We start from the raw sequence: 25,555 nt of genomic DNA on the forward strand, positions 1-25,555 counted from the left end.
AGAAAAAAGGAGGATACATGCAAAACGCTATCAAAATCACAAATGGCGGGACTGGCCGTATTGATCATCAGGGCCGCCGACCTCTCGTACATCGGACGGGGTACGATGGGCCGGGAAAAAAGAAGACTGCCGCCACCGGGGGACGTAACGCTTTTCTGACAGGCAGATTCCTCCCCATCGCGGCGGACTATCTGGTGGAGGACGAAACGGGAGGGGCATGCGTCAACCTGACCACGTCCGAAAACTTTGACTATCTATACCGGTCCGCCCTGCGATATGCCGATCTCATGAATGTCAGGCTTCCTTTCCGCGCGAGGAAAGGGAGCGGTCCCCGCATCAACATCACCGCCTTGTACAAGGCCCTGGACGAGACCTTGCCGGAACATGTCAATCTGGAGGAAAGGGCCGGGAGGCTCCATTTCTGCCTGTACAGGTTCCATGACTGGCCGGACCATACCCTGTTCTGGCTACCCGTCGATTTCACGGAGAGCCTTCCTGTACCGTTACGGCGTATCGTCCGGGAATTCATACGGCGGTTCGTACGTTACCACGGGTTGAACGCCGTCACGGAAACATGGTATTATGAGCTGGCGATGGAGGAACTGGATGACTGGAAGAACCGCGATCCCGAGGCTTCCCCTCAGACAATCCGTAAATACAAACGCCTGGCGGAATCCTACCAATCCGGGAAAATCGCAAAAACACTTAAACGAATGGAAGGGAAACCGTTTTGTACCGATCTGGAAGAAAAGGTCCGGAAATACCGGGCGGCAGTGAAGGAGGAACGGAAGCTTTTGGAACTGATACGGGAAGGGATGGGACTGATTACCCCAGGAAATCCGTGCATCATGCAATACGGTTACGACTGGGCGTATGAAAGATCACCGGATTTCCCCCCGATCGACCTGGACTGTCAGATCATGCTGGCATATTCCAACAATGACGCCCTCACGGAGAACATGGAATGCTATTTCAACTCGGACTACCGGGAGACGTATGCCATCACCCCGGTCACAAGCATGTACCTGACACCTGAGACGGACAGACTGTTCCGGATGGACGACTATCCGGAGAGACTGTCCGGATGGATGGAACGGTTCACGCAATGCATAAACAGGCATTTTAAAGTGCCCGTTTCCCTATAAATCAAGAAACGAAAACAAAAAAATACAGGATATGAACGAACTTACCAAGCAACTGCAAGAGATAATGGTGCCCAAAGCGGCGCTGATCGCCTATGAGTACCAGGAAGGTCACTACGCAAGCGGAAGTCACTACCTGGAACTACGCCCTATCAACAAAAAGGGAAGAATGGAAGCCGGCATTCCGGTTACATATGAATTCATGGACTCCCTGGTGGAATCCTATTCGGACGGGAACCGGCGTATCCCGCACGGGTGGCTGCCACCCAACATGCTGTGGTGCGATACCCGCAGGGGGCATGAAAGCTATGTGTGGTATAATCCGCCGGGAAAACGGCGGATGTTTTTCATGAACGACCTGAACATCGGGGATGGAATGTTCCATGTGCCGGGAGTCATTTATATCATTAAAAATGAAAGGATGGACATCTTCGCCTACAAGGGGAAAAAACCGGACGGGAGGACACCGCTCTATCTGGCCCCTTTTTTTAACGTGACCGGTGGAAGCGTATGCCTGGGAAACTCCACACTGGAGAAACCGGAGAGCCTGGATTTTCACACCCTGTTGGAATATTGGGAGAAACGTTTCTGGCTCAGTGAATTTTCCCATCTTGGAGGAGGGAAGAACCCGACGAGAAACAATCTGGTCCTGGTTACTGAGCGGATGCGTGAACAGCCGTTCGACAACGACGAACTCCAACCGATCAACAAACGACTGAAAGACATCCTGCCATGAGAAAGATCCATTTCACAGACAAGTACCTGCTCAGTCCCTATCACCCCGTAACCGTCCTGGTAGCCGGGGCGGGTGGAACCGGCTACCAAGTAATAACCAGCCTGGCACGCATGAGCGTGGCATTACAGGCTCTGGGACATCCGGGGCTGCACCTGACGGCTTTCGACCCCGACACTGTCACGGAAGCAAACATCGGCCGCCAGCTGTTCAGCGAGACGGAACTGGGGTTGAACAAGGCGACGGCGCTTGTCACCCGCGTCAACCGTTTTTTCGGTTACGCGTGGGAGGCCAGGGAATGCCGCTATCCGATCATAACCAAAGAAGGGGATAAAAGCGTCCCGCTGGCGAACATCATCATCACCTGTACGGACAACACCCGTTCCCGGCTCGACCTGTGGCGGTTCCTGAAGAAATACAGGGAATATAAAAATAACGATGAGAAAGCGCCGATATACTGGATGGATTTCGGGAACGCCCAAACCACCGGGCAAGTCATGGTAGGCAATATCCGGAGCAAAATAAGCCAGCCCGCATCCAGCGAATACCTTCCCATGCCCAGGATGAATGTCATCACCGAGGAGGTCAGCTACTCCACCATCCGGGAGGAGGACTCAGGCCCGAGTTGCTCGCTCGCGGAGGCGTTGCGCAAGCAGGACCTGTTCATCAACTCCATGCTGGCACAAATCGGTTGCGACATCCTCTGGCGCATGTTCAGAGAAGGGAGGACATTCTACCGGGGGGCCTATCTCAACCTTGGCACGCTACGGGTAAATCCCATTCCGGTATAAACGGACGTGGATTTATTCCCGGTCATTCCTGCCGTACGGTCCGACCTTTCATCCGTACGGCACTCGCCACTCCCTTTTCCGTCATGACCAGCTCGTACCGTTCCAACCTTTCATAGAGCTTGCCCAATGTCTTGCATCCGTATCTCTTGACCTTGAATTTGGGCATCATTTTCTTCAACGAGCCGCCTATCAGGGAAAGGGAGACCTCCTCCTTGCCGTCAGCCGCCTGCTGGAAAGCCTTGTCAAAAAACTCCATATCCCTTCGGATAAAAAAATCCGGGGTGTTCTCCAAGGTCTTGTTTTCCTTACGGTCGGCATACAGGAATACGGAACAGGAGCGTATCAGCGATACGGGAGTCTTGCCCTCCCATATCCCAGTACCTTCAATCCCGCCTCCCGTATCCGTTGCGCCAACGGGTTGTAGTCACCGTCACTGGCGACCAGACAGAAACAGTCCACCCGGCCGTCACGGAGGATGTCCATGGCGTCTATGACCAACGCGATATCCGTAGTGTTCTTTCCTGAAGCATAGGAGGAGGCCTGCACCAACCTGAACCCATATTCCCGGGCGGTCTCCTTCCATCCGGAAAGAGCTTTCCTCGTCCAGTCCCCGTATATCCGTCTGATAACGGCATCCCCATAACGGGAAACAAAGCCCATGATATCCTCCATCCTCTCAAAGGACAGGTTGTCACCGTCAATCAGAACCGCAATGAGATATTTTGAATTGGTATTTGTCTTCATAACAACCGTTTATAAGACAAAGTTAGCATAACTTCCGCATATCCACATTGCCCCGTTCAGTTTTTCTTTCCCCGTTTCTGCAAAAAATCCTGTATATCCGAACTCCTGTAGAAATTCTTGCCGTTCTCATCCGTCTGGTAATAACGGATCAGTCCTTTTTCCCGGTAACGGGCCACGGTCCGAAGCGACACGTTGAGCAGCCTGGCTATGTCATAGTTGTCCAAAAGCTCGTCACCGTTCAAGAACTCCTTCACACGGCCCATCCTATCCAGTTTCTTCTCTATGCGGTCAAATCCTTCCACTATGGTCATTATCATTTTCTCGAGCACTTCATTATCTATATACATCATGGCATGTATCTCCTGTATTTTTTAAAGGTTATTACTGAAATACCCTCGGTGCGCACTGTAAGAGTATATACCATTTTATTATGAAAAATGTATGCCATACCTCCTTTATGTCTTTTAAATAGCAATATAACATATTGATAATTAGATATAAAGTATATTTTTCATCCTTTTCGAATGTAACAGGTGTAAACAGGTAAAGTGTAAAACTGTAAAATACGGATTGTAAACTTTACATATTACCGGTCATCCGTTACCACCATGCCTTATCTTTCCGGGGAACAGGCTAAAAATATCATAAACCAATGTATATCTGACATCTGATGACATCTGATGACGTTTGCGGACACCTTTTTGGATATGAGTCCCCCTCTTCATACTTTCGTATCAAATCGAAAAAAGGAAAGACTTATGGAATTTGTGTATATCGAGGCCAAGACATTCATGGAAATGAACGAGGCCCTGGAAGCCATCGCCAGAAGAGTGCATGAGACATGCGGAGGAAGCACGCGGGGCATGGATGAGTGGATCGACAACCAGGAGGCATGTACGCTTATGGATGTCTCGCCAAGGAAAATGTTACAACTCCGGAGAAGCGGGTCCGTCCCCTACAGTTACATAGACCGTAAAGTATATTACAAACGGCAGGATATCATCCGCTTTATGGAGGCGGAAATTCATCGGGTGACACCTCAAAATCGAATGATATGATCCAATCCATGCTGACCAAGGAAAGCCCGGAAATCATACGCTTTTTCCGGAATATTGAGAGCCTGTCCGAAATACTGGACACACAGGCGGAAAAGACGCGGCCGGTCCTGAACGGCGAACGTTATATGACCGACAGCGAGCTGGCCGGGCACCTGAAACTGACACGGAGGACACTGGCTGAGTACAGGATAACAGGTAAACTGCCTTATTACAAAGTGGGAGGCAAATTATTGTACAAGGAAAAGGACATCCTCGTGCTGTTGGAAAGAAACAGGATGGAGGCTTTTGATTATAGATGATCCTGTCTGTGGCCACTAGTGTCGTATTCCTATTTCTTACCCGCAAAGGCCACCTTTTGCCCCGGTTGCGCAAGGCGGTCCTTTGGACCGGTTGCAGAAAAATCATCCTCACTTCGAGAGGGCACTGAAAAATAAGAACTTTTTCAGATCCCTTTCGATTGAGTCCTAAAAAATGAGTTCGCCAAATCCGAGAATAGGGATTTGGCGAGCTTTTTGTTTTTATACACCCATGACTTCCAAAGTTCTTCATATGTGTATCTCATATCCATGAAAGTGCCATTTATCCAAAGAACTTCGTAATGGCAAATAACGGAATATTCTCCATCCATTCCTGATCTTGATACCCCATCATGGAGACGCGCAGTCCTTTCAACTGATAATCGGGATGATTTTTAATATATTCCGACATGGAACGCGCACGTACATTCTCTTCGGCTTTCACTTCCACCGGTATCACGCGATGCTCCGTCTGTACCACAAAGTCAATCTCCGCAGGTGTTTTGTCACTGCTCCAATAATAGGGCGAAAAGCCTTGGGCCACTAATTGCTGCAAGACAAACTGTTCGGTAAAAGCGCCCTTGAACTCCTTGAATACATTATCTCCTACCAGCATCTGGCTGGCGGGCGCCTCGGTCATACAACCTAAAAGACCGCAATCAAGCAGGAATAATTTGAAGGCACCCAGATCTTCGTAAAATTTGACAGGCATCTGCAGCTCTTTTATCCGGCTGACTTTATGTACCAGACCTGCATCCATCAGCCACTGAATGGCGAGTTCATATTCCGTAGCTCTGGCTCCTTTCTTCAACACATTATAGATGAATTTCTTGTTCTCCTTGGCCAACTGCGAAGGCAAGGATTGCAGCACTTGTCCGATACGTATACTTTCAGTAGGTGTCGTATGCTTGGAGATGTCCCGCCGATAAGCATCAAGGATTTCAGTCTGTTTGTCACGTACTTCCTGCAAGTTTTGATGCTGAAAGAAACAATCCACCACTTCAGGCATGCCACCTACATAATAGTATTGGCGAAGCAAATCAACATATTTTAAACTGAGAATCTTTAAAATTTCCCAATCGGGCTGACGCAACAAATCGCACAAATCAGTTTCACCGGCAGCCATCAGAAATTCTTCAAAATCCATCGGATATAGATGCATTACATTTACCTTACCCACCGGAAAGGACTGACCTTTCCCCAAAGTAATTCCTAACAAGGAGCCAGCCGCCATCACATAATATTCAGGTGCATTTTCCTGAAAATATTTCAAGCTATGCAATCCCCGTTCCACTTCCTGCAACTCATCGAATACAATCAACGTTTTTCCTGCTTCAATCTTCGTTCCTGTGATAGCCTGAAGTGCCAGCAAAATACGGGGGATGTTATAGTCGGCTGCAAATAACTCCTTGGCCAGTGGCTCGACATCACAGTTGATGTAGGCTACGTTCTCAAACTCTGTCTGACCAAAATGTTTCATCACCCAAGTTTTACCAACCTGACGAGCACCCAACAGTATCAAAGGTTTTCTCGCAGGATTATCTTTCCAAAGTTTCAACTGTTGTATAATCTTCCGTTTCATCGATTCCTTTAAAATAAGAATTATTCACTTGTTTCTTGCAAAGATACATTTTTTCGAGGATGAAAACTAATGTATAACACACTTTTTCGATGATAACTTGAGAGCAATATTACATTTTTCAGGGGATATCGGCGGATTTTTGATAGATATATCAGATTGGCGGGTTAAAGGTTTTCCACCTTAGAATCGAGCAATGTTCCGCATTTCTATTTCTTACCTGTAAAACTAGCCTTTTGTCCCTGATCGTGCAAGGCGGTACTTCAGACTGGTTGGCTGAAAAAATCATCCTCGCAAAGCGAGGGTACTGAAAAAGTCATTTAAATCGTTATTTACAAATGCTCTCGTATAGGGGTACGAATAACGTAAGCATAGAAATCACAAAATAGGAACTTTTTCAGTGCTCTCCGCTTCGCTACGGTATTTTTTCGCCAAGCCTTGCACAATCAAACGGATGCATATAAGAAAAGAAATACCAGCTTTACCAAAGCCGGGCATATTCAACCACAAAATTAAAAAGACCATGATTCAAACAAAAAACAAGTATTGCAAGGAAACATTCATCCGCCTGAACTACTGGTATGACCGGATACACGGGCTTGCCCGGGAAGACATAGAGAAAGTGAACACAATAGTGGAACACTTCGAAAAGACACGTTCCAACCGGTATCCCCGTACAGGTGACGGCCTGTTCTTTATTTCCGGATACGGTAAACGTTCCCGGCCGTTCTTCGTAGATGCCGTGTATGGAGATAACATTGTGCTCCGGAATTTCTCCCGTGTCCCATTCGTATCCCGGGATAAGAAGGGTATCAAATGCGATATGCATGGCAGCGAGTGCGTGCTGGTAAAGACCGATGATGTAAGGTTCAAGACTTGGACTACCGGCCGTTTCAAGCACTGGGGACATTACGGGGCATGTAAAAACGGGGAGGTTTACTACGATGCAAAAATAGCCCTTTGGAAATGTGGCGCACCTGAACAGACGGAAAGCAAGGAATGGTTCAAAATCCATATCCGCAAAAACACCCGGCCGGGCGGGGACATGTACACCAGAGAAATATCCTGTAAGGATGAGGATGGACTCAAGCAGTTTGTCAATGACCATGAAGGTTTCATATTCGTAGAAGAGGATTCCCAGGAGATGGTCATACCATGTTTCAGGCATTCCGACATGAGGATTTCCCCGGAAGAATGGGAAAAGATGAACTGTCCGGTATCCGTGCGTGAGATATACGGACAGATGCAGAAAGTAAAGATTGTAAAAGACCATAAAACACATCTGACCACATTCTACTATTAACACAGTATCGCCACATTAAAAATCACCCTGCTTCCTGCCACATGCGGCAGGAAGGAAACAAGGGTATATCATCGATGGTTGGAGACGGTTTTGTAGTCGCTTACGAAAAAGATGGAACATAGTATATCTTACCTCTGAATTATAATTTTACTGATATTGGCTATTTTGTTTATCCAAATCGAAATCATACACTCTCTATCCCTTTATTGCCGGAGTTACGAGTGAATTATCCGGGACGTTACCGGATTTATTATAACGCCAGTATTGAATCCTTTTCTCCCTCATTGCAAAAGACAGTCTATTTGATGGATGAGTTCCGGTTATCGAATGATCTGTCAGATGTGAAACAAGCATGCAAAAATGTTTTTGCAGATCCTTCCGTTCTTGAATTAGATGGAGGGGATGAAGTTTTCCAAAAGTATGTGAGTGATCATATTCGTTATCCGGCAGATTTCAATATGGATATGCTTTATTATGTTACGTGCCGATTGTCTGTCAATCCGGAAGGAAAGGTGGTACAGGTGGATGTATTGGATAAGACTTGTCCAGCCTCTATAAAGGCAGAGGCTATTAGGTTATTGGAGAAGATGCCCTATTGGAATCCGGCATCTTCCTTCCATGTATTTGGTAACCGAACAGCTTATGTGGCAGTTCGATTTTGTCAAGTAGAATAATTATTGGAGTAAAACTCGTAAGTTAATCCCATTTATAAAAATAGTCCTGTTATTGTCATTGGTTAATGGATTCGGTTCAGTTGATTTCACAGTTAGCCCTTCGCTCGTCACGTTTGTATTCGAACTGAATCCTTTTTGATATGTCTTGCGGAAGCGTCTTTATTTTGGCGTTGAAATCCAAAGCTCTGTGGTTGGTGTACTTCGTGTTTTATTGATTTTTTACTTAAGTCCCGAGAGGACTTAATACTTTTTTCGAAAAAAATAAACGCTTTTTAATAAAAAGTCCGGGTATCTATTGAGGAAAATAAAACTTGTGACAAATATTTCCGTATCTTTGCGATAGGTGATACAGAGAAAAGACATAGTTCTCTCGGAACAATGTTGAAGCACTGTCTTTGGCGTTTCTTTTCGACTGTCCGAGTGACAGCGACATGAAACATCTGAGAGGGTTCGTAACTTCTGTATTTGGGTATCGTAAATATCGAAATGTTCGGTTTATCGGAAATAAATAACAGAATAGAGGTTTATGTATATATACCAATGAATAAATGTTAAAACCATATGTACCTTTAATTGTATAGCTTATGAGATATCTGCTACTTACCGCTGCTTTGGCGATGAACATGCAAGCGATGGTCGCGCAAAGCTCTTATCAAGTAAAGAACAGCGTCACGCTGAGAAACGAGGATTGTGATTTGACAAAGATGAGCGTGATCTTACCCGTTCCTGTCAGTAATATCTATCAAGACGTAGTCGGGCTCAAGGAATCTTCGGGTATGGTTCTCGATTTGGATGCCTCGAATCGGTATTTGAGAGACATAAAGACGGACGGACAGCCGTCCTCCGGCGAATCGTATACGTTAAGCGAGGAGTTCTCGGTCACGCTCTATCCTGTGTACATCGATATGGCACAATTCACCACACTCTATCCGTATGATACCGAATCCGCTATCTATAAGCGATATACTGCGGATAAGGGGGGATATATCGATACGAGCAATCCGACGATTCGCTCCGTGTCAGACAGGCTTTGGAGCGAGTCTGGTGGCGAGATTTTGGATTACGCCCGCTTGTGCTACGAGTACGTAGCGGCGAATTTTAAGTATCTGTATACAGACACCGGGATAAGCCCGATAGCGACTATCCTTTCTGACGGGGGAGGTGATTGTGGTAACCTTGCTTCCATATTTGTCAATCTGATGAGAGCTAAAAAGATACCGGCTAAACATATTGTTACGGTAAGACCCGATGGGTCTCATCACGTCTGGGCGGATTTCTATCTGGAGCGGTACGGCTGGATACCCGTGGACGTGAACGCAAGGCTGGTCGATCCTCGGGGGAATTATTTCGGCTATTGCCGGGGGGATGGCATCATCATGTCGGAAGACATCTGCCATGAGGCGGAGTTCTTGCCCGGAGAGAAGTTCGAGGGGGTAATCCTCCAGACTTTTTGGTATTGGTATTGGTATAGGAATGCCAGTGGGACTGTCGAAGCAGAGCATGCGCTTCGAGGGCGGCAAACCGACCGGGTATCGATACCTGTTATCGGTGAGACCCGCTATGACGGAGCCTCCTTGAGCTGGAACCTATTCCCGGGCGCTACCGGATATCGCGCCAAGGTCTATGAGAAGGCTACCGGACGTTTGGTCGATGCGATAGACATGTCCGCAGACGCCTCCTCCATGCCGTTGGACGGGCTGGATCCCGAGACGGAATATGGAATTGTCTTTACGCCTTTGCGGATGGTGGGAAATATAGAGACGAGCATGGGAACGTATGACCTGGCTTTCAAGACAGCCGCTATCCCGACCGCCAACGAGGAGATCGAGGCCGGTGAGTTGCGTGTATGGGCCGCCGGCGGCCGACTGTTCATCCGTACACCGGAGGCTGAGCGGGCTTATATCGTGACCTTCGACGGCCGTGTGTACAAGACCCTGTCCTTGCCGGCCGGCGAGTACTCGGAACGGATGCCGCAAGGTTCTTACATAATACATATAGGTAAACAGTCTTATAAACTGAACTTCTAGACTCTAAACACAAAGCGAGGGTGTGCCATCTTGCATTTGGGCGCACCCTCAAACCTTCAAGGGGTGTGGCGAACACCGGTATATACCGGCTTGCCACACCTCCTTCTTTTCTGTCATCGGAGACACTTCCGTCTCTCTATATATTCCATCATGGATTCCTGCGCCGTCTCTTTCCTGCGCTTATAACTATCTATTTACCGCTCTTCAATAGATCGTATAAGATCTTTTGGCCGTCAGCCCCTACCAAGCCTACGCCCTCTTGGATGAAGAAACGCTTGAATTGCTTGGTATCCGGGGTGCCCCACTAGGTGGTTATGGTTCATGGATCATCTTATTTTTAGAGGCATTTTCTGAATATCCTTGTGTAAGGATAGATCCAATTTAAGTCAATAGGCCTATCAATAACGGCATGTAGTCTTTTAATTTGATTCTTAATATTTTTAAAGCTTGTTGAATCCTGTAATCTACAGTTTTAGAGGATATGTTTAGATGTGAGGCGATCTCTTTATAAGTCATATCTTGGAAGCGATTCATCTCAAAGGCTTGCCTGTAATTTTCGGGTAAATCTTGGATGGATTTTTCTATTTTACGAATCAGTTCCTCTTCGATGTAGAAGTTAGGATTGTCGTAGGGGGTATTAGTATGATTATATAATATCGTTAGGATTTTATTTTTCAGTTCATCCCTGTTTTTTTGTCTCAAGCAATTGTTTCGAACAGCTCGGAACAAATAGGGTATGGGAGAGGATTCTATTTTGATCATATTTCTATTCTCCCATAACCATATCATGATTTCTTGAACAATTTCTTCACTGTTATCAAAATTTACATATTGGCATGCGTAGGAACAGAGTCTAGGATAATATTTGAGGAAGAAGAGATCAAAGGCCTTCTTGTCACCTTTTTGGATGGAAGTGAAAAGTTGGATGTCTTCATTTAACGTACTTTTTAACTTTTTCATTATAGCAATACTTCGGTAAATTTTTACCGAAAAATTGAAAGTTAAACAATAGAACCGGCAAAAGTCGGTTCGAAAACATTAAAGAGGTCATTGAAATGCTGTCAAAAACGAATGATTAAGCATGAAGAAATATACTAAAAATGCGAGCTAATCTACTGGTAATAAAGGCGAAAAGTATTTAATAACTCGTTGTTTTTTTAGTAAATTAGAAGTTAACTACTCATCTAATTATGGCTAAAGAAACACTCCTCATACAATACCAATCCGAGTGCCTGTCGGCTCTCAAATCAGTCGTGAATATACACAAACCTTTTGAAAAAACGTTCATGGACACCATGAAATTATCCATGGCCATCCCGGATCGTATAAATTTCCTCCAATTGGGCAGGTATGGATGTTTTTCGGAACAGACATACCGTAACCTTTTTGAGAATGAAACTTTTGACTGGTTTGCATTCAACGCCTCTATCATCAGCAAGCATCTCACAGGTAAAAGAAAGGCTATCGCCATCGCCCCTTCCTACATCCCCCAATCAGGCAAGAAGACACCTTGGATAGGTTACTTCTGGTCCGGTTGTGCAGGAGTTTATAAGCGAGGGTTGGAAATCATGGGCATCAGTGTCATTGACATCGACAACCATAAATGCATGACTTTAGGTTCCATTCAGACGCCGGATTGTAAGACCTTGGATAATATGGGTAAGAACCTGGTTGACTGGTATAGCAACTATCTTATCAGTAGAAACGACAAGCTACAGAGCCTATCCAAAACGCTGGTCGCAGACGCGTTCTTTTCCAAGGAAACTTTCATAACACCTATGCGTGAGAGCGATTTCCATGTCATCAGCCGCTTCAGGAATGACGTAGTCCTGTACTATCCAACGTTGGAAAAGAAAACAGGAAAACGTGGTCATCCCAAGTGGTTTGACGGCAGGATTGACTTTGCCAATCCAGATCTGACCCGGTGCAAAGAATACGAGGTGAACAAGGGAAAGCTATACGGATTGAGGGTATATGCGAAAGCTCTCAAAAGGTATGTTTCCTTAGCCCTCTGGTATCCGATGGACGGGAGGACAGACAAGTGGCAGCTTTATTTCTCCACAGACGATTCCATGGATGGACGATAAGTCCTGGATTATTACAGAACCAGGTTCCAATTGGAATTTTGCTTTAGAGATGGAAAGCAGCATGCAGGAATCACCAACTGTCAGTCAACTGACTTCAGAAAGTTGGATTTTCACTTCAATGCATCGCTTGCCGCTGTCAACTTGACCAAAGCGGCATGTAAGAGGCTCGGAATAGCCTATTCCATATCCTCTTGCAAGTCATTCATACACAATGCTTATATGCTTGAACGATTTATTTGCGTGTTTGGGATTAACCCAGACACGCAAGTTATTGACAAACTTTTCAAAGAACTCATTTTATTTACTGTCAGAGCCGCTTAGGCTTGGCAAATTTTTAACGAACTATTGTTATAGTATTTCCTAAACTAACGAGAGTTCGATCTAAGAATAGATATAATCTATTGTTAAATAGGAATATAGCGATAAAAGTATTAAATTTATAGAACTGAATATAACATTTAAACGATTATCACTATCTTCTCAAAGTCTAAAATTACAGAGATTTATTGTATGGCCGATGATTTTTGCGAGGAATTTGCGTTATAACAGGAGAAATATATGATTGAAGACAAGAAGAGCGGGTATCGTAACAAGCCCAATCGTATGAGCGAGCTGAGATTATGGTCATTTTTATCCTGTTTCATTCGGGAGGTTTCCGCTGTTTCAAGCATTATCACAAGGAATATGTCCGTAAACATCTGAAACACCTGTTTTCACGCCAGGTGTCCTATAACCGTTTCGTGGAACTGAAGAAGGAAGCATGGTTTCCCTCTGAGCATTTTCATCAAGAAGGTCCCGTTGGGAACCTGTACATGTATTAGTCTCGTCGACTCTATCCCCCTTTGGTGTATGTCGTAATCAGAGGATTCTGATTCATAAGACATTTGAGAGGATTGCAGTGCGTGGAAAATCTCCTATGGGATGGTTCTTCTGATTTAAGTTACATTTAATAACCAATGACAAAAGTGAAATTGTTAATTTCATGTTTACACATGGAAATATAGATGACCGTGAGCCATTGAAACAATGATAAGTTCCTATAGAACATCAAAGGGAAACTATGTACGGACAAGGGATATATCGGTCAGGCTCTGCTCGAGAGTCTCTTTCTTAACGGTAGACCGCTTGTCACTAAAGTTAAAAACAGCGTGAGAAACTCCCTGATAAGTATTGCTGACAAGATTCAGCCCAGAAAAAGAACCTTGATTGAAACGGCCAATGATGAATTGAAGGACATTGCACAGATTGAACATTTTTCAGACATCGTTTTTTAATTCATTGTCAGCTATCGCAGCATACTGCTTTTTGAACAAGAAACCCGCCTAAAGTTCATCGACGACGGGTGACTTGCTATTTTCTGATTTTACATCGAACTCACGTTATATAACGATTATAAATCGTATGAAAAAATATTTACATTTTTTCTTCTTTTTGTTTAGGAGATATCTTGGCTTATGTCTCTTATGTATAAAAAGAGTTATGGAAAGTCGTTTTTGCCCCAAAATAAATGAATCTGTTCTCTTGCGTTACTTTACAAAACAGTTAACGGATAGAGAGGCTGAGTGTGTGGAAGAGTGGATACAAGCATCGGAGAAAAATAGACAAATTGCTCGTGATGTGCATTATATTCTATTCGCTACAACGACATGGTCTAATTTAAGAAAAACATCATCGGAGAAAGCTTTACGACAGGTCAAAAGGAAAATGCTTCGTAAGCGATCTTGGTTATTTGTTAAAACAAGGTTTCAACAAACCGCAGCTATTCTTTTGATCATTTTATTATCCAGCGTGAGTATCTATCTGTTGAAAAAGGACTCAAGGCAACTAGAGTGGATCGAGGTACGAATGAATTCAGGAATGACAGGTACGATCATGCTGCCAGATGGATCTAAGGTTTGGCTGAACTCAAATACACATATCAAGTATCCCTCTGAATTTGCTCAAGATCGACGGGAGGTAGAGTTGAATGGAGAAGCCTATTTTTCGGTGGAGAGAGACCCGAATCGTAAATTTATAGTTCATTCAGTTGAGGATCAAGTTACGATAGAGGTACTTGGTACGGATTTTAATGTCGATGCGTATAAGGATAATGGATTTGTCTCGGCCACATTGATCTCAGGATCGATCCGGTTGTCATACGTAAATGCGGAGAAGGAGAAGCGTTGTTTATTGATGCGACCAGAAGATAAGGTGATATACGATCGAGTCCAAAAAAATGTAGATATGTGCAAAACGGATGTGGAAAGGGACATTTCTTGGAGAGATGGTACGATACTCTTGAGAGACACTCCATTAGATGAGGTCTTATGGACATTGAGCAAATGTTTCAATGTTGAATTTGAGGTGAGAGGCGATCATTTACGATCCTGTTCTTTTACTGGGGTATTTAAGAATATGAGATTGGATCGGATTTTAGAGCATTTTAAAATAGCCTCTCATATAAACTATTCCATAGAGCAAGAGGTTGGAGGAAATGGTGAGGTATTGAAAAAGAGAGTGATACTTTATTAATTGTTTAATCTTTAAATTCTAAAAATATGAATGAAACATATTCTTGACTTAGACAGAAACTTGGTTGTATCCAGACCTGGAGAATCATTATCATGACGTTTTAATCTTAAAAAAAATTTAAATCTATGGGAAACATCTATAACAGTTGTAGATTGCCATTAAGGATGAAGTTAGCTGGCATGTTGTTAATGGGATCAATCAGTATGGGGTATGGTATTACTGAGCGTAGGCAGTCTGCCTCTTTATTTATTGAAGTTAATAATGAATCGGTTCAGAATGTATTAAAGGAGATCGAATGTCAATCCGAGTACAGCTTTTTTTATGATAATCAAAAAATAAACACCAGTAGGAAGGTCTCTATTAGAAGCGATGGCGAAGATGTGTTTTCGATACTTGAAGAGTTGTTTGAGGATACCAACGTTACGTATAAAGTTTTGGACAATAGTATTATATTGTCGGTGACGGATTCGAATCCTGCAAAAGGAATAAAAGAGAAGCTGCAATCATATAGAAAAGTCACAGGTGTCATTACGGATCCGCAAGGGGAACCAATTATTGGAGCTAATGTCGTAGTGAAGGGTACTACGCTAGGTACGATTACCGGACTGGATGGTGATTTTAGCTTGGAGGTACCGGATAGGGCGGTTTTATTGATTTCCTTTATAGGTTATGTACAAAAAGAGGTTACGATAAATAAATCCTCAGTGTATAGAGTTAAACTACAGGAAGATACTCAGAAATTAGACGAGGTAATCGTTACGGCGTTAGGTATCAAGAGAGAGGAAAAGGCATTAGGTTATTCTGTGCAAAAGGTCGGTAGTGAGGAACTTACGGCTGTTAAGGGTACGGATGTGGCTACAAGCTTAACGGGAAAGATAGCGGGTTTGTCTATCAATAATAGCTCCGAGATCTCAGAGGCTCCGGAATTGCAATTAAGGGGTGAGAATCCATTGATAGTAGTGGATGGTGTGGCTTATGGCAATTTTACATTGAGTGATATCAGTGCGGATGATATCGAAAGTATTGATGTCTTGAAGGGAGCTACTGCTTCGGCTTTATATGGCGTACGAGGGCGTGCCGGTGCTGTAATGATTACCACAAAGAGAGGAAAATCAGGAGAACTGACCGTGAATGTGTCAAATAATACTATGTTTCAAGCGGGGTATTTACGTTTGCCAGAGGTGCAATCTAGTTATAGTACAGGAAACTATGGCCGTATGGAGTATAATAGTGGTTATGTCTGGGGTGATTATATGGACGGCCGTGAGGTTGAGCAATATGATCCGGAGACAATGACCATGCGAGTGATGCCCTTGGTTTCCAAAGGACGTGACAATGTGAAGAATTTTATGCGTCCTGGCTTGGTGACCAATACAAATGTAAATGTATCTCAATCTGGAGAACTGGGTGGTTTTCGTGTATCAGCCACGCAGGTGCATCAGAATGGACAGTATCCCAATTCTTCATTGGATAAGTATATCGTGAATATGAGTGGGAATATTACCTATAAGAAGTTCAAACTGGATGCGGGAATGTCTTATAAGAAGATGAAGTCACCCAATATGCCGGTAGTGGATTATGGTGGAGGTAACATCCTTTATAATATGCTGATTTGGGGAGGTACGGAATATGACATTCGTGATTTCAAAAATTATTGGAAGGTTCCGGATCAGCAGCAAAATTGGGGTTTTTCTGCTTGGTATGATAATCCTTATTTCTTAATGAACGAGCGAATTGATTCGAGAGATAATAATCTGTTCAATGCGAATGCTACCTTGAGTTACGATATCATGAAGAATCTTAAGGTAACTTTACGTTCCGGTTTCGACAATTATGATAACGGCACGGAAAAGCGTCGTTCAGTGGGTGATAGCGGCGAAAAACGTGGTTATTATGAATATCGAAAAAAGGGGGGATCTTCTTTCAATAATGACTTGATTGTGAATGGTGATTTTACATGGAAATATTTTACAGTTGATGCGATTGTGGGATTATCTTCTTTTTGGTACAAGCAGGATGATCTAGACTCTTGGACGCGTGGAGGTTTGTCAGTTCCCGGTTTTTATTCTTTAAATGCTTCTGTTGAGCGTCCTGGTACTTCTAAGGAGATAAAGGAGAAGGCTTTGTACAGTATATATGGAAAAGTTGGTTTGTCTTGGAAGAGCGCAATTTATGTGGATTTGACGGCTCGTAACGACTGGTCATCCACACTTCCCTCTGATTCTCGCTCCTATTTTTATCCTTCTGTTTCTGGAAGTTTTATACCGACTGCGTTTTATAACCCGCTTGAGGAGGTATTGGATTTTTGGAAGGTTCGTGCATCATGGACTGTCGCAAAAAAAGATCTATCTGAGTATGAGATCAATAGGGTGTTTGACGTGAATACGGATGTATGGAATGGTATGTCTACTGCTGGTTATCCTTCCAAATTACGAGATCCGAATATCAAGCCGGAAACGGAGGCCTCTTATGAGTTTGGTACAGATTTTCGTTTTTTCAACAATCGTTTGGGATTTGATTATACCTTCTTCAGTCGCTTGCGTTATGATCGTTTGATTGAAGCGGATATATCTGAGGCTTCTGGAGCCAAGAAGATTATAACCAATACCGCAGAAGAGTTACGTCAGAGAGGTATGGAGTTTACGCTTACCGGAAAACCGATCGTGACAAAAGAGTTTCAATGGGAAAGCGCTTTGAATGTTGCTTATTGGCATTGGTATTATGATAAGCTAGATCCTGTATACAGTTCGCAAGATCCCCGTATTGGTGTTGGAGAGCGTTATGATAAATATTTTTTCACGGATTGGGAAACTGATCATGCCGGGAATATCGTTCATCAAGCGGGACTTCCGGTGAAGAACAAGTATCAATCTGTTATAGGATATAAGGATCCGAAGTGTATTTTAGGCTGGACAAACCGTTTTTTCTACAAAGGGTTTGATTTGAGTGTCTCGATCGATGGTCGTATCGGAGGTGTGATGTACTCATGGACGGAACAGGCCATGTGGCATTCCGGTGTTCATCCCGATAGCGATAATCGCTGGCGTTATGACGAGGTGGTAAATGGTAAGCAAAATTACATAGGGTCGGGCGTAAAGGTTGTAAGTGGCTCGGCTTCTTATGATCCGTATGGAAAAGTTTTGGAAGATACTCGTGTGTTTGCTCCAAATGATGTTCCTGTGTCTTATCAAAATTACACGATGAATTATAATGAGAATCCTTGGGATCATGATGCTCGTCAAAATATCAAGAATGGCTCGTTCTTGAAACTAAGAGAAGTAGCATTAAATTATACACTTCCCGCAACGATCGCTCAAAAACTCTTGATGAAGAAAGTGAGAGTTGGTGTTATCGGACAGAATCTGTTAATGTGGACGAAAGAATTTAAATTTTCTGATCCGGATCGTGGTAAGGAGAACTTAAATACTCCGACTTCTCGTTATGTTGGTTTTAATATTGATTTAACTTTTTAAGTACAAATAGAATATGAAGAAGATATTTTCTACCTTATTGATATCTTTGGCGTTTTGCTCATGTGGCGATTTTGATGAGATCAATTTGAATCCTGATACGCCAACAACGGTAACTCCGGATTTCTTGGCAACCAATGTCATATTGAAAACGACAGAGAGTATTACAGGCAAGCATTTTTTTGATAATTCTTGGTTGTTAAAAACTTCTTCTTGTACGGAACACATGGAGTGGTACCTTTACAATAAGTTTGAACGTTCCAGTTTTTCTCGGTATGGTTATTTGACAGACTCAAAGAAAATGTTAGAGCTGGCTGTGGGTAGTGAAACATTGTCGGAGGAGGAGAAAAATGCTTATCGTGCGTTGAATTTGTTTATTCGCTCTTATGCTTTTTATGAGACTACGATGGAGATGGGGGATATACCTTGTTCGGAAGCCTTGAAGGGTGAGGGTGATGGTATTTTTTCTCCTAAATATGATACGCAGGAAGAAGTGTTCCTTACTATCTTGAATGATTTGCGTGAGTCTTCCCGATTATTTGCCAGTGCTGCAACCTTTAAGGGAGATCCTGTATATAATGGAGATCCTTTGTTGTGGCGGAAGAATGTGAATAGTTTTACGCTACGAGTCTTGAACATGTTGAGCAAGAAGCAAACGGTAGGTAGTATAAATGTACGTGACTTGTTTGAGCAAGTAGCTAAGGAGCCTTTGATGGAAAATGAGGGAGAATCTTATCAACGTGTTTATGATGCGGGTAAAAGTTCGCAGTGGTATCCGTTTTATTTTGAAAAACAAAATTATTGGTCGTATCCGGTGATGAGCTCTTTCTTAGTGGATATGATGAAAGAGTTGCAAGATCGTCGTTTGTTTTATTACGCAGAACCTGCCCCTCGATTTAAGGATGCTCCTGCCGATTCGTTTGATTCTTATAGTGGCGTAAATCCTGTATTGGAGTATGGCCTGGTGCAAGCGGAGTTCGCAGGGGGATTGCATTCTCATTTCAATGAGCGTTATCATCGTGTGCCCGAAGGAGAACCTGTTAAATTTATCGCTTATTCTGAGATACAATTTGTTTTAGCGGAGGCGGCTTTACGGGGATGGAAAACTCCGGCAACGGCACGGCAACATTATGAGAATGGCGTACGTGCCGCTATGCTGTTTACTTTCGAGCATACGCCGGAAGCTTATCGGCATGGAGTGACGATTGATGAAGCGTACATTAACGAATATTTGAGTGGTAAGGCTAATTTTGATGAGTCTAAGGGCTTGGAGCAGATCATGAACCAAAAATTGATAGGCTTTTTTGCCCAGTTAGGTTTTAATGGATATTATGACTATCGTCGTACGGGATATCCCCGTATTCCGATTGATCCGGCAACTAACATGAATGAGGTAAATACACAATTACCTCTCCGCTGGATGTATCCAAGTAGTGAGTATTCACAGAATCGTGAAAATATAGAAGCCGCTATAGAGCGTCAGTTTGGTGGTATTGACACTCCGAATGAGGTAATGTGGCTGTTAAAGTAGGAAAGGAATGAGATGAGATCTGTTTTTATATTGTTGGTGGCGGTCGTTATGACCGCCTGCCAATCTTCGAGGAAAGAGCTGAAGGTGCTTCAATTCAATATTTGGCAAGAAGGGACCTCAGTGGAGAATGGCTATTGGGGGATAGTGGACAATATCGTTGAATTGAGTCCGGACTTGATTACTTTTAGTGAGGTCCGTAATTACAATGGCATCTCTTTTATTTCTCGTTTGGTGACGGATTTGGAAAAAAGGGGGATGAGGTATTATGGAAAGGAAAGTGTGAGTACGGGGATTTTGTCAAAATATGAGATTCAGTCGCAAGAAGTGGTTTTTCCCTTGAAAAACGATCGTGGATCAGTGATTAAGGCAATGTTTCAAATTGAAGGTGAAGAGATTGTCCTCTATTCCGCCCACTTGGATTGGATGAATTGTTCATATTACTTACCGAGGGGATATGATGGTTGTACTTGGAAGAAGATGAAACAGCCTGTGGTTGACGTTGATTCCATATTGGCGGATAACAAGGCTTCTTTTCGGGATGATGAGGTGCGGGCGATTGTTGAGGATGCGCGGAAAGAACGAGAACATGGGCGAATTGTTATGATTGGTGGCGATTTTAACGAACCTTCCCACTTGGATTGGCAAGCCGATACGAAAGATATTCGTGAACATCGAGGAATGGTTGTAAATTGGGATTGTTCTAAGATATTGATAGAGGATGGCTATAAAGATACTTTCCGAGAGATTTATCCGAATCCGGTTATTTATCCAGGATTTACATTTCCAACAAATAATATTGAGGTTGATTTAAAGAAGTTGACTTGGGCTCCGGAAGCAGACGATCGGGAGAGGATTGATTTTATTTATTATTATCCGAATAAAGCTGTCGCGCTAAAGGACGTTCGTATCGTTGGAGCAGAAGGGGCTGTCTTATATGGTGAGCGCATAGAGAGAGACAAAGATAGCCAAGATTCTTTTATTGCTCCAGCTGGCACATGGCCTAGCGATCATAAAGCCTTGTTGGCTACGTTTGTATTAAAATAGGAACCCGATCATGCGAACAGGGAAAGCCATCTTTTATATACTTTAACTCCTTTGCGGATGGCAAGCCGCAGCACAGGAACTAGCGATGCCCGAAGGCTTATCGACAGACGGTAAGGAGGGAGGCTATGTGGATAAAGTCGGTAATCAAGCCTATATCTATACCGGGGAGTTGGAACCTCCGTACCTAAACCGTCTGGAAGGGCACCCTTATCTGGATACGAGGAATTACCGGAAGGGAGCGTTGGCTTTTGACGGGGGCGTATATCCTGGGATAGGGATGCGTTTGAACGTGTATATCGAACGGCTGATCGTGCTTTCGCCGGATCGGCGGTTGCATGTGATTGTCCCCCCGGAACGGATACCGCGATGTGGATTGATGAAGTTATTGACCGCTCTCCGCGGAACTACAGGTCACGCATGAGGCTTTCAAATCATCGTTCCAATCCTTATTTTCCGAAAGTTCGACGTTTTTTAATTCATGCACCTTGTCGCAGAGTTCATTTTCGCTCAAGCTCTTGATGTCAGTTGTGTCGCCATAAAAGTGACGATGCAGCCATAAGGTGTATTTGTACCCTTGTTTGTCGTTGTCAAAGATGCTTCGAAGCTCTTTCACCCGATTCTTCTCAAGGATTAGGCGTAACAGCTTCATCTGTCCTTCCGTGAATGTTCCCTCTGTAGATACATATACAAGATTGAGATTGCTTCCGGAATGGAGTAATTGATAGTGGGAGATGCAGTCTATAAACGACTCCCTGATGTAGAGAATGTCTATCGGGCGGCTTTTATCGTGGTTGCTGGTTGCCAAACAGCCGAACTTGCCGCCAATGACTCCCTTAAAGGCTTCATTCCGTTGTGAAATGGCTTCCACGCCTTTTTCACTGTACATCTTCACACATACATTCCGATAGATGCTTCCTAGTTTTTTTACCTCACGAATAAAAAACGTGTTATTGAACACCGGGCTTTCAACGCTCTCTTTTGAGATACCTCTTTTCCGGAGATAGTTACCCTTGTAGGGTTGTAGCTGACGCAAGTAGAATTGAAGCTCGTCCGGTCTCATGCTTGTGTTGCTTACATCATACCGGCTTTTTTCGGGTGTCGTGATACGGTTGGTGCTGATGTAGTTCTGAAGGATCTCCCCTACCTCACGCAAGGTCGGCATTTTTCCGGTTGTTTCAAACAAGTGCTCTTGCATCAGGTCCATGATGCTACGGCCACGCACGTTGTCACTATGCACATCCCAATAAGTATATTGGTTCTGTGAGTTCCGCTTGATGACAATGGTGTGCGTTCCGTTGCTCATCTTAGGACAGGCGTTGGAAGAGCCTTCCACGATTTTCCATCCCAGTTCCAGCAGGAAATCGGGCAGAGAAATGGTTGTTTTTATCTGGTTGAAATCGACTTTCATACGATTGGTGGATGGCTAGATGGTTTCTATAATATCTTCTGGAAGAAAGTATCGGATTGTTTCCTGATGCTCTGGTTTTTGCTTTAGAAAAAGGGCAAGATGCACTTCCTGGCCGTCTTTGATAAACGGGAGATGGGTAGCTTTCCCTTTTGTCAAATAACCAATATAAGATAACTGCAAAACAACAGTAGAAGATGATACCTCTAAAGTATATTTGCCATCCATATCTGTCACTGTCCCGTTTGCCGTTCCTTTCTCTATTACGTTCGCTCCTATTATCGGTTCACCATTTTCATCCTTTACAATACCACTTACCGTTTTTTTATTCTGCGATACACTTGGCTGTAAAACTAATTCTGTCGACAAAATAACCTTCTTATCCACTACCGAATACTTTACATTCGTTCCGGAAAAGATATGATCTAAGACTTTGAATATATCACTGTTTTCAGCATCAATCGAAACTTTACGATTCAGGTCGACATGCTTCGTGTTGAAAAAGAACGAAAACTCAGATTGGTTTTCTATTTCATCCAATACGGTTTGAACCGTTTGATTCTGCATTTTCAGGTTAACAGTTGCATTCTGAGCATAGCTATTTGCAGCTTGTGCCAAGCCAATCGAACAGAACAACAAGAATATGTATAACTTCATAACTCTTGGAATTTTGTTTAAGGTAAACCAAAATAACTCTGATACTACCCAAAACTGTTGGGTAATAAAATGTTTTTGCATCACTTTGTAGTGATCTAATTAATAAAAAATGATTTATTACTGCTTGTCGCCAAACAAGCATTTTAAAGTCAATTCATTTCATCCGGAAGAATACGCCAATATTTTTCCGGATGTTTTTTCTTTATGGGGGTCTGTTGGTGTGTTTCATGATACATTGCGTGTTTTAATGTGTTATTAAATTACTTTTAAATTGTGCCTAATAGATTTCAACCTTAGCCTTCTCATTCTCGATATTGTGCGTATCTAAATAACGCCATTTGATATTAGACGATATTTTAAATATTTCCAAGATACGCTCCAACCGCTGATGACTGAAAGACCCGGTAAAAGCTTCACCACGAAGACGATCATTGGATAATACGAAGGTTACATTAAACCGCTTCTCCAACATCCGTAAAGCTTCCGGTAAAGGGGTCGCATGAAAAACAATCTTTCCGTCTTTCCAAGCAATCTCTGACTCGCCGTTCGTTTCAGCCAATTGGGCTCGGGAGGAAGAAGAGTCATAAGTTAGTTTCTGCCCCGGTTTCATCTCTATAGCCGTCATTCGACCGTTTTTCATGTAACCGAAACGAACTTTACCATTGATCAATGTAGTCGCAACAAAAGGATCTTTTTCAAAGGCTTCAACATTAAATGAGGTACCCAGCACCTCTATTTTTGTTTCATGGGGAGCAGTGATTTCAAGACCATGCTCCGGATCTTTCTGCACTTCAAAAAAGGCCTCTCCTTGCAATGTAACCCTTCTCTTGTCCTTATCAAAAAAGAGGGATAAGTTAGTTTCGATTCCGAATTAAGATGGACAATAGAGCCATCCGGCAACTGAATAGTAGTCGTCATACCCGGATTCGTTTTTACTTCAATCATCTGAGCTATTTGGGGCGGACGTGGTCTCAGTGTTTGTATACCGAAAGCGATCAAAAGTGGAATAAACAGAATTGCTGCAACCCGTTGCAGTAAAGTAAGCATGCTCACTTGTGGACGGACACTGTCCTTGCTCATCTTTTGACAGACAGAAGATAGCGCTTTCTCCGTATCCACTTTCAACAATACCTGCATCGTATCTGTCGCCAGATAAAGGGTATGAATCTGTTTGGCAATCCGATAATTTTCATCCGATAACCTGATCCACTCTTCAACTTGCCGACATTCCTTGACTGTCGCTTCGCCAGAACAATAGCGAGGGAGAAGGTACTCTATCATATCTGTATTCTGTGTTTCCATGTCTGTCTTTTATCCATGTTTATCTATTAGACAAGAGAAGTCAGACGGATTCCTAAACGTAAAGGTTTTTTTAATTTTTTTTACATAAAAGAGCTTTTTACTTGTTTATACCCTTAAATCAAGGTCCATTCGGAATTATCAAAATAGTACTGACCATCAAAGTACATTATCCTGTTAAGGAAACCTGATTTGCGGAATTTACACATTCTATAGTGCAAAACAAGTTTATTTGCGTAAACAAATAAAGAGTCATGGAAAAATTACAAATAAGTTTCGATGCCATGTTACGTCCCATATCGACTGCATTTCATCGATATATGTTCGACCATATAAATTGGAACAACCGTCTGATAGGGTAATCGGTCCGCATGGTGCAGGAAGAACAAAAGTAATTGCAAGGCATTGAAAACGATTTTGTTGTAAAAGACGATATCGGACAAGATTATATGAATGTAATTTCCTTATGGCAATTCGGACAAACTTATTAATCTAAGTTCAGACATGGATTTCATAAGTATTTTGAATTTGCAGAATTAAAAATTACTTTTGTAACCAAAGATATGGAAAAAGAAATACTACAAACCACAGACGAGCGCTTTTTACTTTCAGCCATGCAACATAGGGATCTAAAAGCATACGGTGTTTTATTCAGAAGATACTATCCTATCTTGTGTACATACGCCACTCGGTTTGTCGAACTGAAAGATGTAGAAGAGATCGTGCAAGACGTGATGCTATGGCTGTGAGAGAATCGGGAAACACAAATCTTCGAAACATCACTGAGCCAATATCTGTTCAAAACCGTTTACCATCGTGCAATTAATATGATTGCTCACCATCATTCCCAACTAAGGGCCGATACCTTTTTCTACGAGAATATGCAGGAAATGCTGCAAGAGACCGATTTTTACCAACTCGAAGAGCTAAAAAGAAGGATTAAGGAAGTGGTAGACGCTTTGCCTCCCATCTACCGGGAAGCCTTTGTCATGCACCGCTTCAAAAATAAAAGTTATAAGGAGATAGCCGAGTTCCTGCAAATATCCCCCAAAACGGTAGACTACCGGATCCAACAGGCACTGAAACAATTACGGATCACGTTGAAAGATTATTTGCCGCAGATCATGCTGTTGTTTCCTAAAAATATTCTGTCGTAAATGATTGAAGCGGCATAAAGCCGCTTTTTTTACATTAGAAAAAAAGA

General features: G+C 43.2%; 19 protein-coding genes and 4 pseudogenes. 16 read left to right on the forward strand and 7 right to left on the reverse strand.

Going from position 1 to position 25,555, the window contains the following annotated elements; all coding sequences use genetic code 11:
• Window positions 1–17: 17 nt before the first annotated feature.
• From CI960_RS16275 to CI960_RS16285, 3 genes are read left to right on the forward strand one after another with little or no spacing between them, the layout of a single operon-like run.
• On the forward strand, window positions 18–1,145 hold the full coding sequence (locus CI960_RS16275; protein ID WP_005864574.1) for a hypothetical protein: 1,128 nt from the start codon (window positions 18–20) through the stop codon (window positions 1,143–1,145).
• Window positions 1,146–1,176: 31 nt separating this feature from the next.
• Window positions 1,177–1,878: a prokaryotic E2 ligase family D protein gene (locus CI960_RS16280; protein ID WP_005864572.1), complete on the forward strand. Its 702-nt coding sequence runs from the start codon at window positions 1,177–1,179 to the stop codon at window positions 1,876–1,878.
• The gene (locus CI960_RS16285) at window positions 1,875–2,666 is read left to right on the forward strand and encodes a PRTRC system ThiF family protein (protein WP_005864570.1); all 792 of its coding nucleotides are present in this window, start codon (window positions 1,875–1,877) and stop codon (window positions 2,664–2,666) included. Before CI960_RS16280 ends, CI960_RS16285 begins: the two co-directional genes overlap by 4 nt.
• 22 nt (window positions 2,667–2,688) lie before the next feature.
• Here the strand turns inward: CI960_RS16285 and CI960_RS16290 are convergent.
• Together CI960_RS16290 and CI960_RS16295 are read right to left on the reverse strand one after the other, a co-directional pair.
• Window positions 2,689–3,410, reverse strand: a pseudogene (locus tag CI960_RS16290) (NYN domain-containing protein).
• Between the two features lie 56 nt (window positions 3,411–3,466).
• A complete protein-coding gene (locus CI960_RS16295) occupies window positions 3,467–3,760 on the reverse strand; it encodes a helix-turn-helix domain-containing protein (protein ID WP_005864565.1) in 294 nt (97 codons plus the stop codon).
• Window positions 3,761–4,168: 408 nt separating this feature from the next.
• Between CI960_RS16295 and CI960_RS16300 the strand changes: the two genes are divergently transcribed.
• Both CI960_RS16300 and CI960_RS16305 read left to right on the forward strand, forming a co-directional pair.
• Complete coding sequence (locus CI960_RS16300; RefSeq protein ID WP_005864564.1) at window positions 4,169–4,468, forward strand: helix-turn-helix domain-containing protein; 300 nt, start codon at window positions 4,169–4,171, stop codon at window positions 4,466–4,468.
• Window positions 4,465–4,767: a helix-turn-helix domain-containing protein gene (locus tag CI960_RS16305; protein ID WP_005864562.1), complete on the forward strand. Its 303-nt coding sequence runs from the start codon at window positions 4,465–4,467 to the stop codon at window positions 4,765–4,767. Before CI960_RS16300 ends, CI960_RS16305 begins: the two co-directional genes overlap by 4 nt.
• Before the next feature lie 280 nt (window positions 4,768–5,047).
• Here the strand turns inward: CI960_RS16305 and CI960_RS16310 are convergent, their stop codons facing one another.
• Entirely contained in the window at window positions 5,048–6,346 is a 1,299-nt protein-coding gene (locus tag CI960_RS16310; RefSeq protein ID WP_005864559.1) for an ATP-binding protein, read from the reverse strand.
• Between the two features lie 520 nt (window positions 6,347–6,866).
• Here CI960_RS16310 and CI960_RS16315 point away from each other — a divergent pair.
• The 3 genes from CI960_RS16315 to CI960_RS16325 all read left to right on the forward strand — a co-directional run bounded on the left by CI960_RS16315 (window position 6,867) and on the right by CI960_RS16325 (window position 10,347).
• Window positions 6,867–7,646: a DUF4121 family protein gene (locus CI960_RS16315; protein ID WP_005864556.1), complete on the forward strand. Its 780-nt coding sequence runs from the start codon at window positions 6,867–6,869 to the stop codon at window positions 7,644–7,646.
• A gap of 206 nt (window positions 7,647–7,852) precedes the next feature.
• Window positions 7,853–8,320, forward strand: a complete 468-nt coding sequence (locus CI960_RS16320; RefSeq protein ID WP_008778590.1) for a hypothetical protein — start codon at window positions 7,853–7,855, stop codon at window positions 8,318–8,320.
• 584 nt (window positions 8,321–8,904) lie between these two features.
• Entirely contained in the window at window positions 8,905–10,347 is a 1,443-nt protein-coding gene (locus tag CI960_RS16325) for a transglutaminase-like domain-containing protein (RefSeq protein WP_005864554.1), read from the forward strand.
• Between the two features lie 381 nt (window positions 10,348–10,728).
• On the opposite strand, the gene CI960_RS16330 is transcribed toward CI960_RS16325, so the two are convergent.
• Entirely contained in the window at window positions 10,729–11,307 is a 579-nt protein-coding gene (locus tag CI960_RS16330) for an RNA polymerase sigma-70 factor (RefSeq protein WP_005864552.1), read from the reverse strand.
• 230 nt (window positions 11,308–11,537) lie between these two features.
• Between CI960_RS16330 and CI960_RS16335 the strand changes: the two genes are divergently transcribed.
• The 7 genes and pseudogenes from CI960_RS16335 (at window position 11,538) to CI960_RS16365 (ending at window position 21,411) form a co-directional block, all read left to right on the forward strand.
• Complete coding sequence (locus CI960_RS16335) at window positions 11,538–12,434, forward strand: transposase (RefSeq protein WP_005864550.1); 897 nt, start codon at window positions 11,538–11,540, stop codon at window positions 12,432–12,434.
• A gap of 558 nt (window positions 12,435–12,992) precedes the next feature.
• Window positions 12,993–13,760: pseudogene (locus CI960_RS16340) on the forward strand (IS982 family transposase).
• A gap of 441 nt (window positions 13,761–14,201) precedes the next feature.
• Window positions 14,202–14,945 (forward strand): FecR family protein, encoded by a 744-nt coding sequence (locus CI960_RS16345; RefSeq protein WP_226769879.1) that lies wholly within the window; start codon window positions 14,202–14,204, stop codon window positions 14,943–14,945.
• 125 nt (window positions 14,946–15,070) lie between these two features.
• Window positions 15,071–18,418, forward strand: a complete 3,348-nt coding sequence (locus tag CI960_RS16350; protein ID WP_005864543.1) for a SusC/RagA family TonB-linked outer membrane protein — start codon at window positions 15,071–15,073, stop codon at window positions 18,416–18,418.
• 13 nt (window positions 18,419–18,431) lie between these two features.
• Window positions 18,432–19,946, forward strand: coding sequence for a SusD/RagB family nutrient-binding outer membrane lipoprotein (locus tag CI960_RS16355; protein WP_005864541.1), 1,515 nt, complete (start codon window positions 18,432–18,434; stop codon window positions 19,944–19,946).
• Between the two features lie 12 nt (window positions 19,947–19,958).
• Entirely contained in the window at window positions 19,959–20,990 is a 1,032-nt protein-coding gene (locus tag CI960_RS16360) for an endonuclease/exonuclease/phosphatase family protein (protein ID WP_005864539.1), read from the forward strand.
• Window positions 20,991–21,075: 85 nt separating this feature from the next.
• The gene (locus CI960_RS16365) at window positions 21,076–21,411 is read left to right on the forward strand and encodes a hypothetical protein (RefSeq protein ID WP_005864537.1); all 336 of its coding nucleotides are present in this window, start codon (window positions 21,076–21,078) and stop codon (window positions 21,409–21,411) included.
• Here CI960_RS16365 and CI960_RS16370 read toward each other — a convergent pair.
• The 3 genes and pseudogenes from CI960_RS16370 to CI960_RS16380 form a co-directional block, all read right to left on the reverse strand.
• Window positions 21,373–22,398, reverse strand: coding sequence for a toprim domain-containing protein (locus CI960_RS16370; protein WP_005864535.1), 1,026 nt, complete (start codon window positions 22,396–22,398; stop codon window positions 21,373–21,375). The genes CI960_RS16365 and CI960_RS16370 overlap by 39 nt on opposite strands.
• A gap of 15 nt (window positions 22,399–22,413) precedes the next feature.
• Window positions 22,414–23,052, reverse strand: coding sequence for an STN domain-containing protein (locus CI960_RS16375; protein ID WP_005864532.1), 639 nt, complete (start codon window positions 23,050–23,052; stop codon window positions 22,414–22,416).
• A gap of 277 nt (window positions 23,053–23,329) precedes the next feature.
• Window positions 23,330–24,354 (reverse strand): annotated as a pseudogene (locus tag CI960_RS16380) (FecR family protein).
• Window positions 24,355–24,914: 560 nt separating this feature from the next.
• On the opposite strand from CI960_RS16380, the pseudogene CI960_RS16385 reads away from it, so the two are divergent.
• Window positions 24,915–25,508 (forward strand): annotated as a pseudogene (locus CI960_RS16385) (RNA polymerase sigma-70 factor).
• Window positions 25,509–25,555 lie beyond the last annotated feature (47 nt).

Origin of the sequence: Parabacteroides sp. CT06, assembly GCF_002257605.1 — a bacterium.
Taxonomy (GTDB): domain Bacteria; phylum Bacteroidota; class Bacteroidia; order Bacteroidales; family Tannerellaceae; genus Parabacteroides; species Parabacteroides distasonis.

Coding starts and splice junctions, on each gene's coding strand:
- CI960_RS16315 (WP_005864556.1), top strand. CDS start 6,867: ATGATTCAAACAAAAAACAAGTATTGCAAGGAAACATTCATCCGCCTG.
- CI960_RS16300 (WP_005864564.1), top strand. CDS start 4,169: ATGGAATTTGTGTATATCGAGGCCAAGACATTCATGGAAATGAACGAG.
- CI960_RS16275 (WP_005864574.1), top strand. CDS start 18: ATGCAAAACGCTATCAAAATCACAAATGGCGGGACTGGCCGTATTGAT.
- CI960_RS16365 (WP_005864537.1), top strand. CDS start 21,076: ATGCCCGAAGGCTTATCGACAGACGGTAAGGAGGGAGGCTATGTGGAT.
- CI960_RS16360 (WP_005864539.1), top strand. CDS start 19,959: ATGAGATCTGTTTTTATATTGTTGGTGGCGGTCGTTATGACCGCCTGC.
- CI960_RS16280 (WP_005864572.1), top strand. CDS start 1,177: ATGAACGAACTTACCAAGCAACTGCAAGAGATAATGGTGCCCAAAGCG.
- CI960_RS16355 (WP_005864541.1), top strand. CDS start 18,432: ATGAAGAAGATATTTTCTACCTTATTGATATCTTTGGCGTTTTGCTCA.
- CI960_RS16330 (WP_005864552.1), bottom strand. CDS start 11,307: ATGAAAAAGTTAAAAAGTACGTTAAATGAAGACATCCAACTTTTCACT.
- CI960_RS16350 (WP_005864543.1), top strand. CDS start 15,071: ATGGGAAACATCTATAACAGTTGTAGATTGCCATTAAGGATGAAGTTA.
- CI960_RS16370 (WP_005864535.1), bottom strand. CDS start 22,398: ATGAAAGTCGATTTCAACCAGATAAAAACAACCATTTCTCTGCCCGAT.
- CI960_RS16305 (WP_005864562.1), top strand. CDS start 4,465: ATGATCCAATCCATGCTGACCAAGGAAAGCCCGGAAATCATACGCTTT.
- CI960_RS16295 (WP_005864565.1), bottom strand. CDS start 3,760: ATGATGTATATAGATAATGAAGTGCTCGAGAAAATGATAATGACCATA.
- CI960_RS16310 (WP_005864559.1), bottom strand. CDS start 6,346: ATGAAACGGAAGATTATACAACAGTTGAAACTTTGGAAAGATAATCCT.
- CI960_RS16375 (WP_005864532.1), bottom strand. CDS start 23,052: ATGAAGTTATACATATTCTTGTTGTTCTGTTCGATTGGCTTGGCACAA.
- CI960_RS16285 (WP_005864570.1), top strand. CDS start 1,875: ATGAGAAAGATCCATTTCACAGACAAGTACCTGCTCAGTCCCTATCAC.
- CI960_RS16335 (WP_005864550.1), top strand. CDS start 11,538: ATGGCTAAAGAAACACTCCTCATACAATACCAATCCGAGTGCCTGTCG.
- CI960_RS16325 (WP_005864554.1), top strand. CDS start 8,905: ATGAGATATCTGCTACTTACCGCTGCTTTGGCGATGAACATGCAAGCG.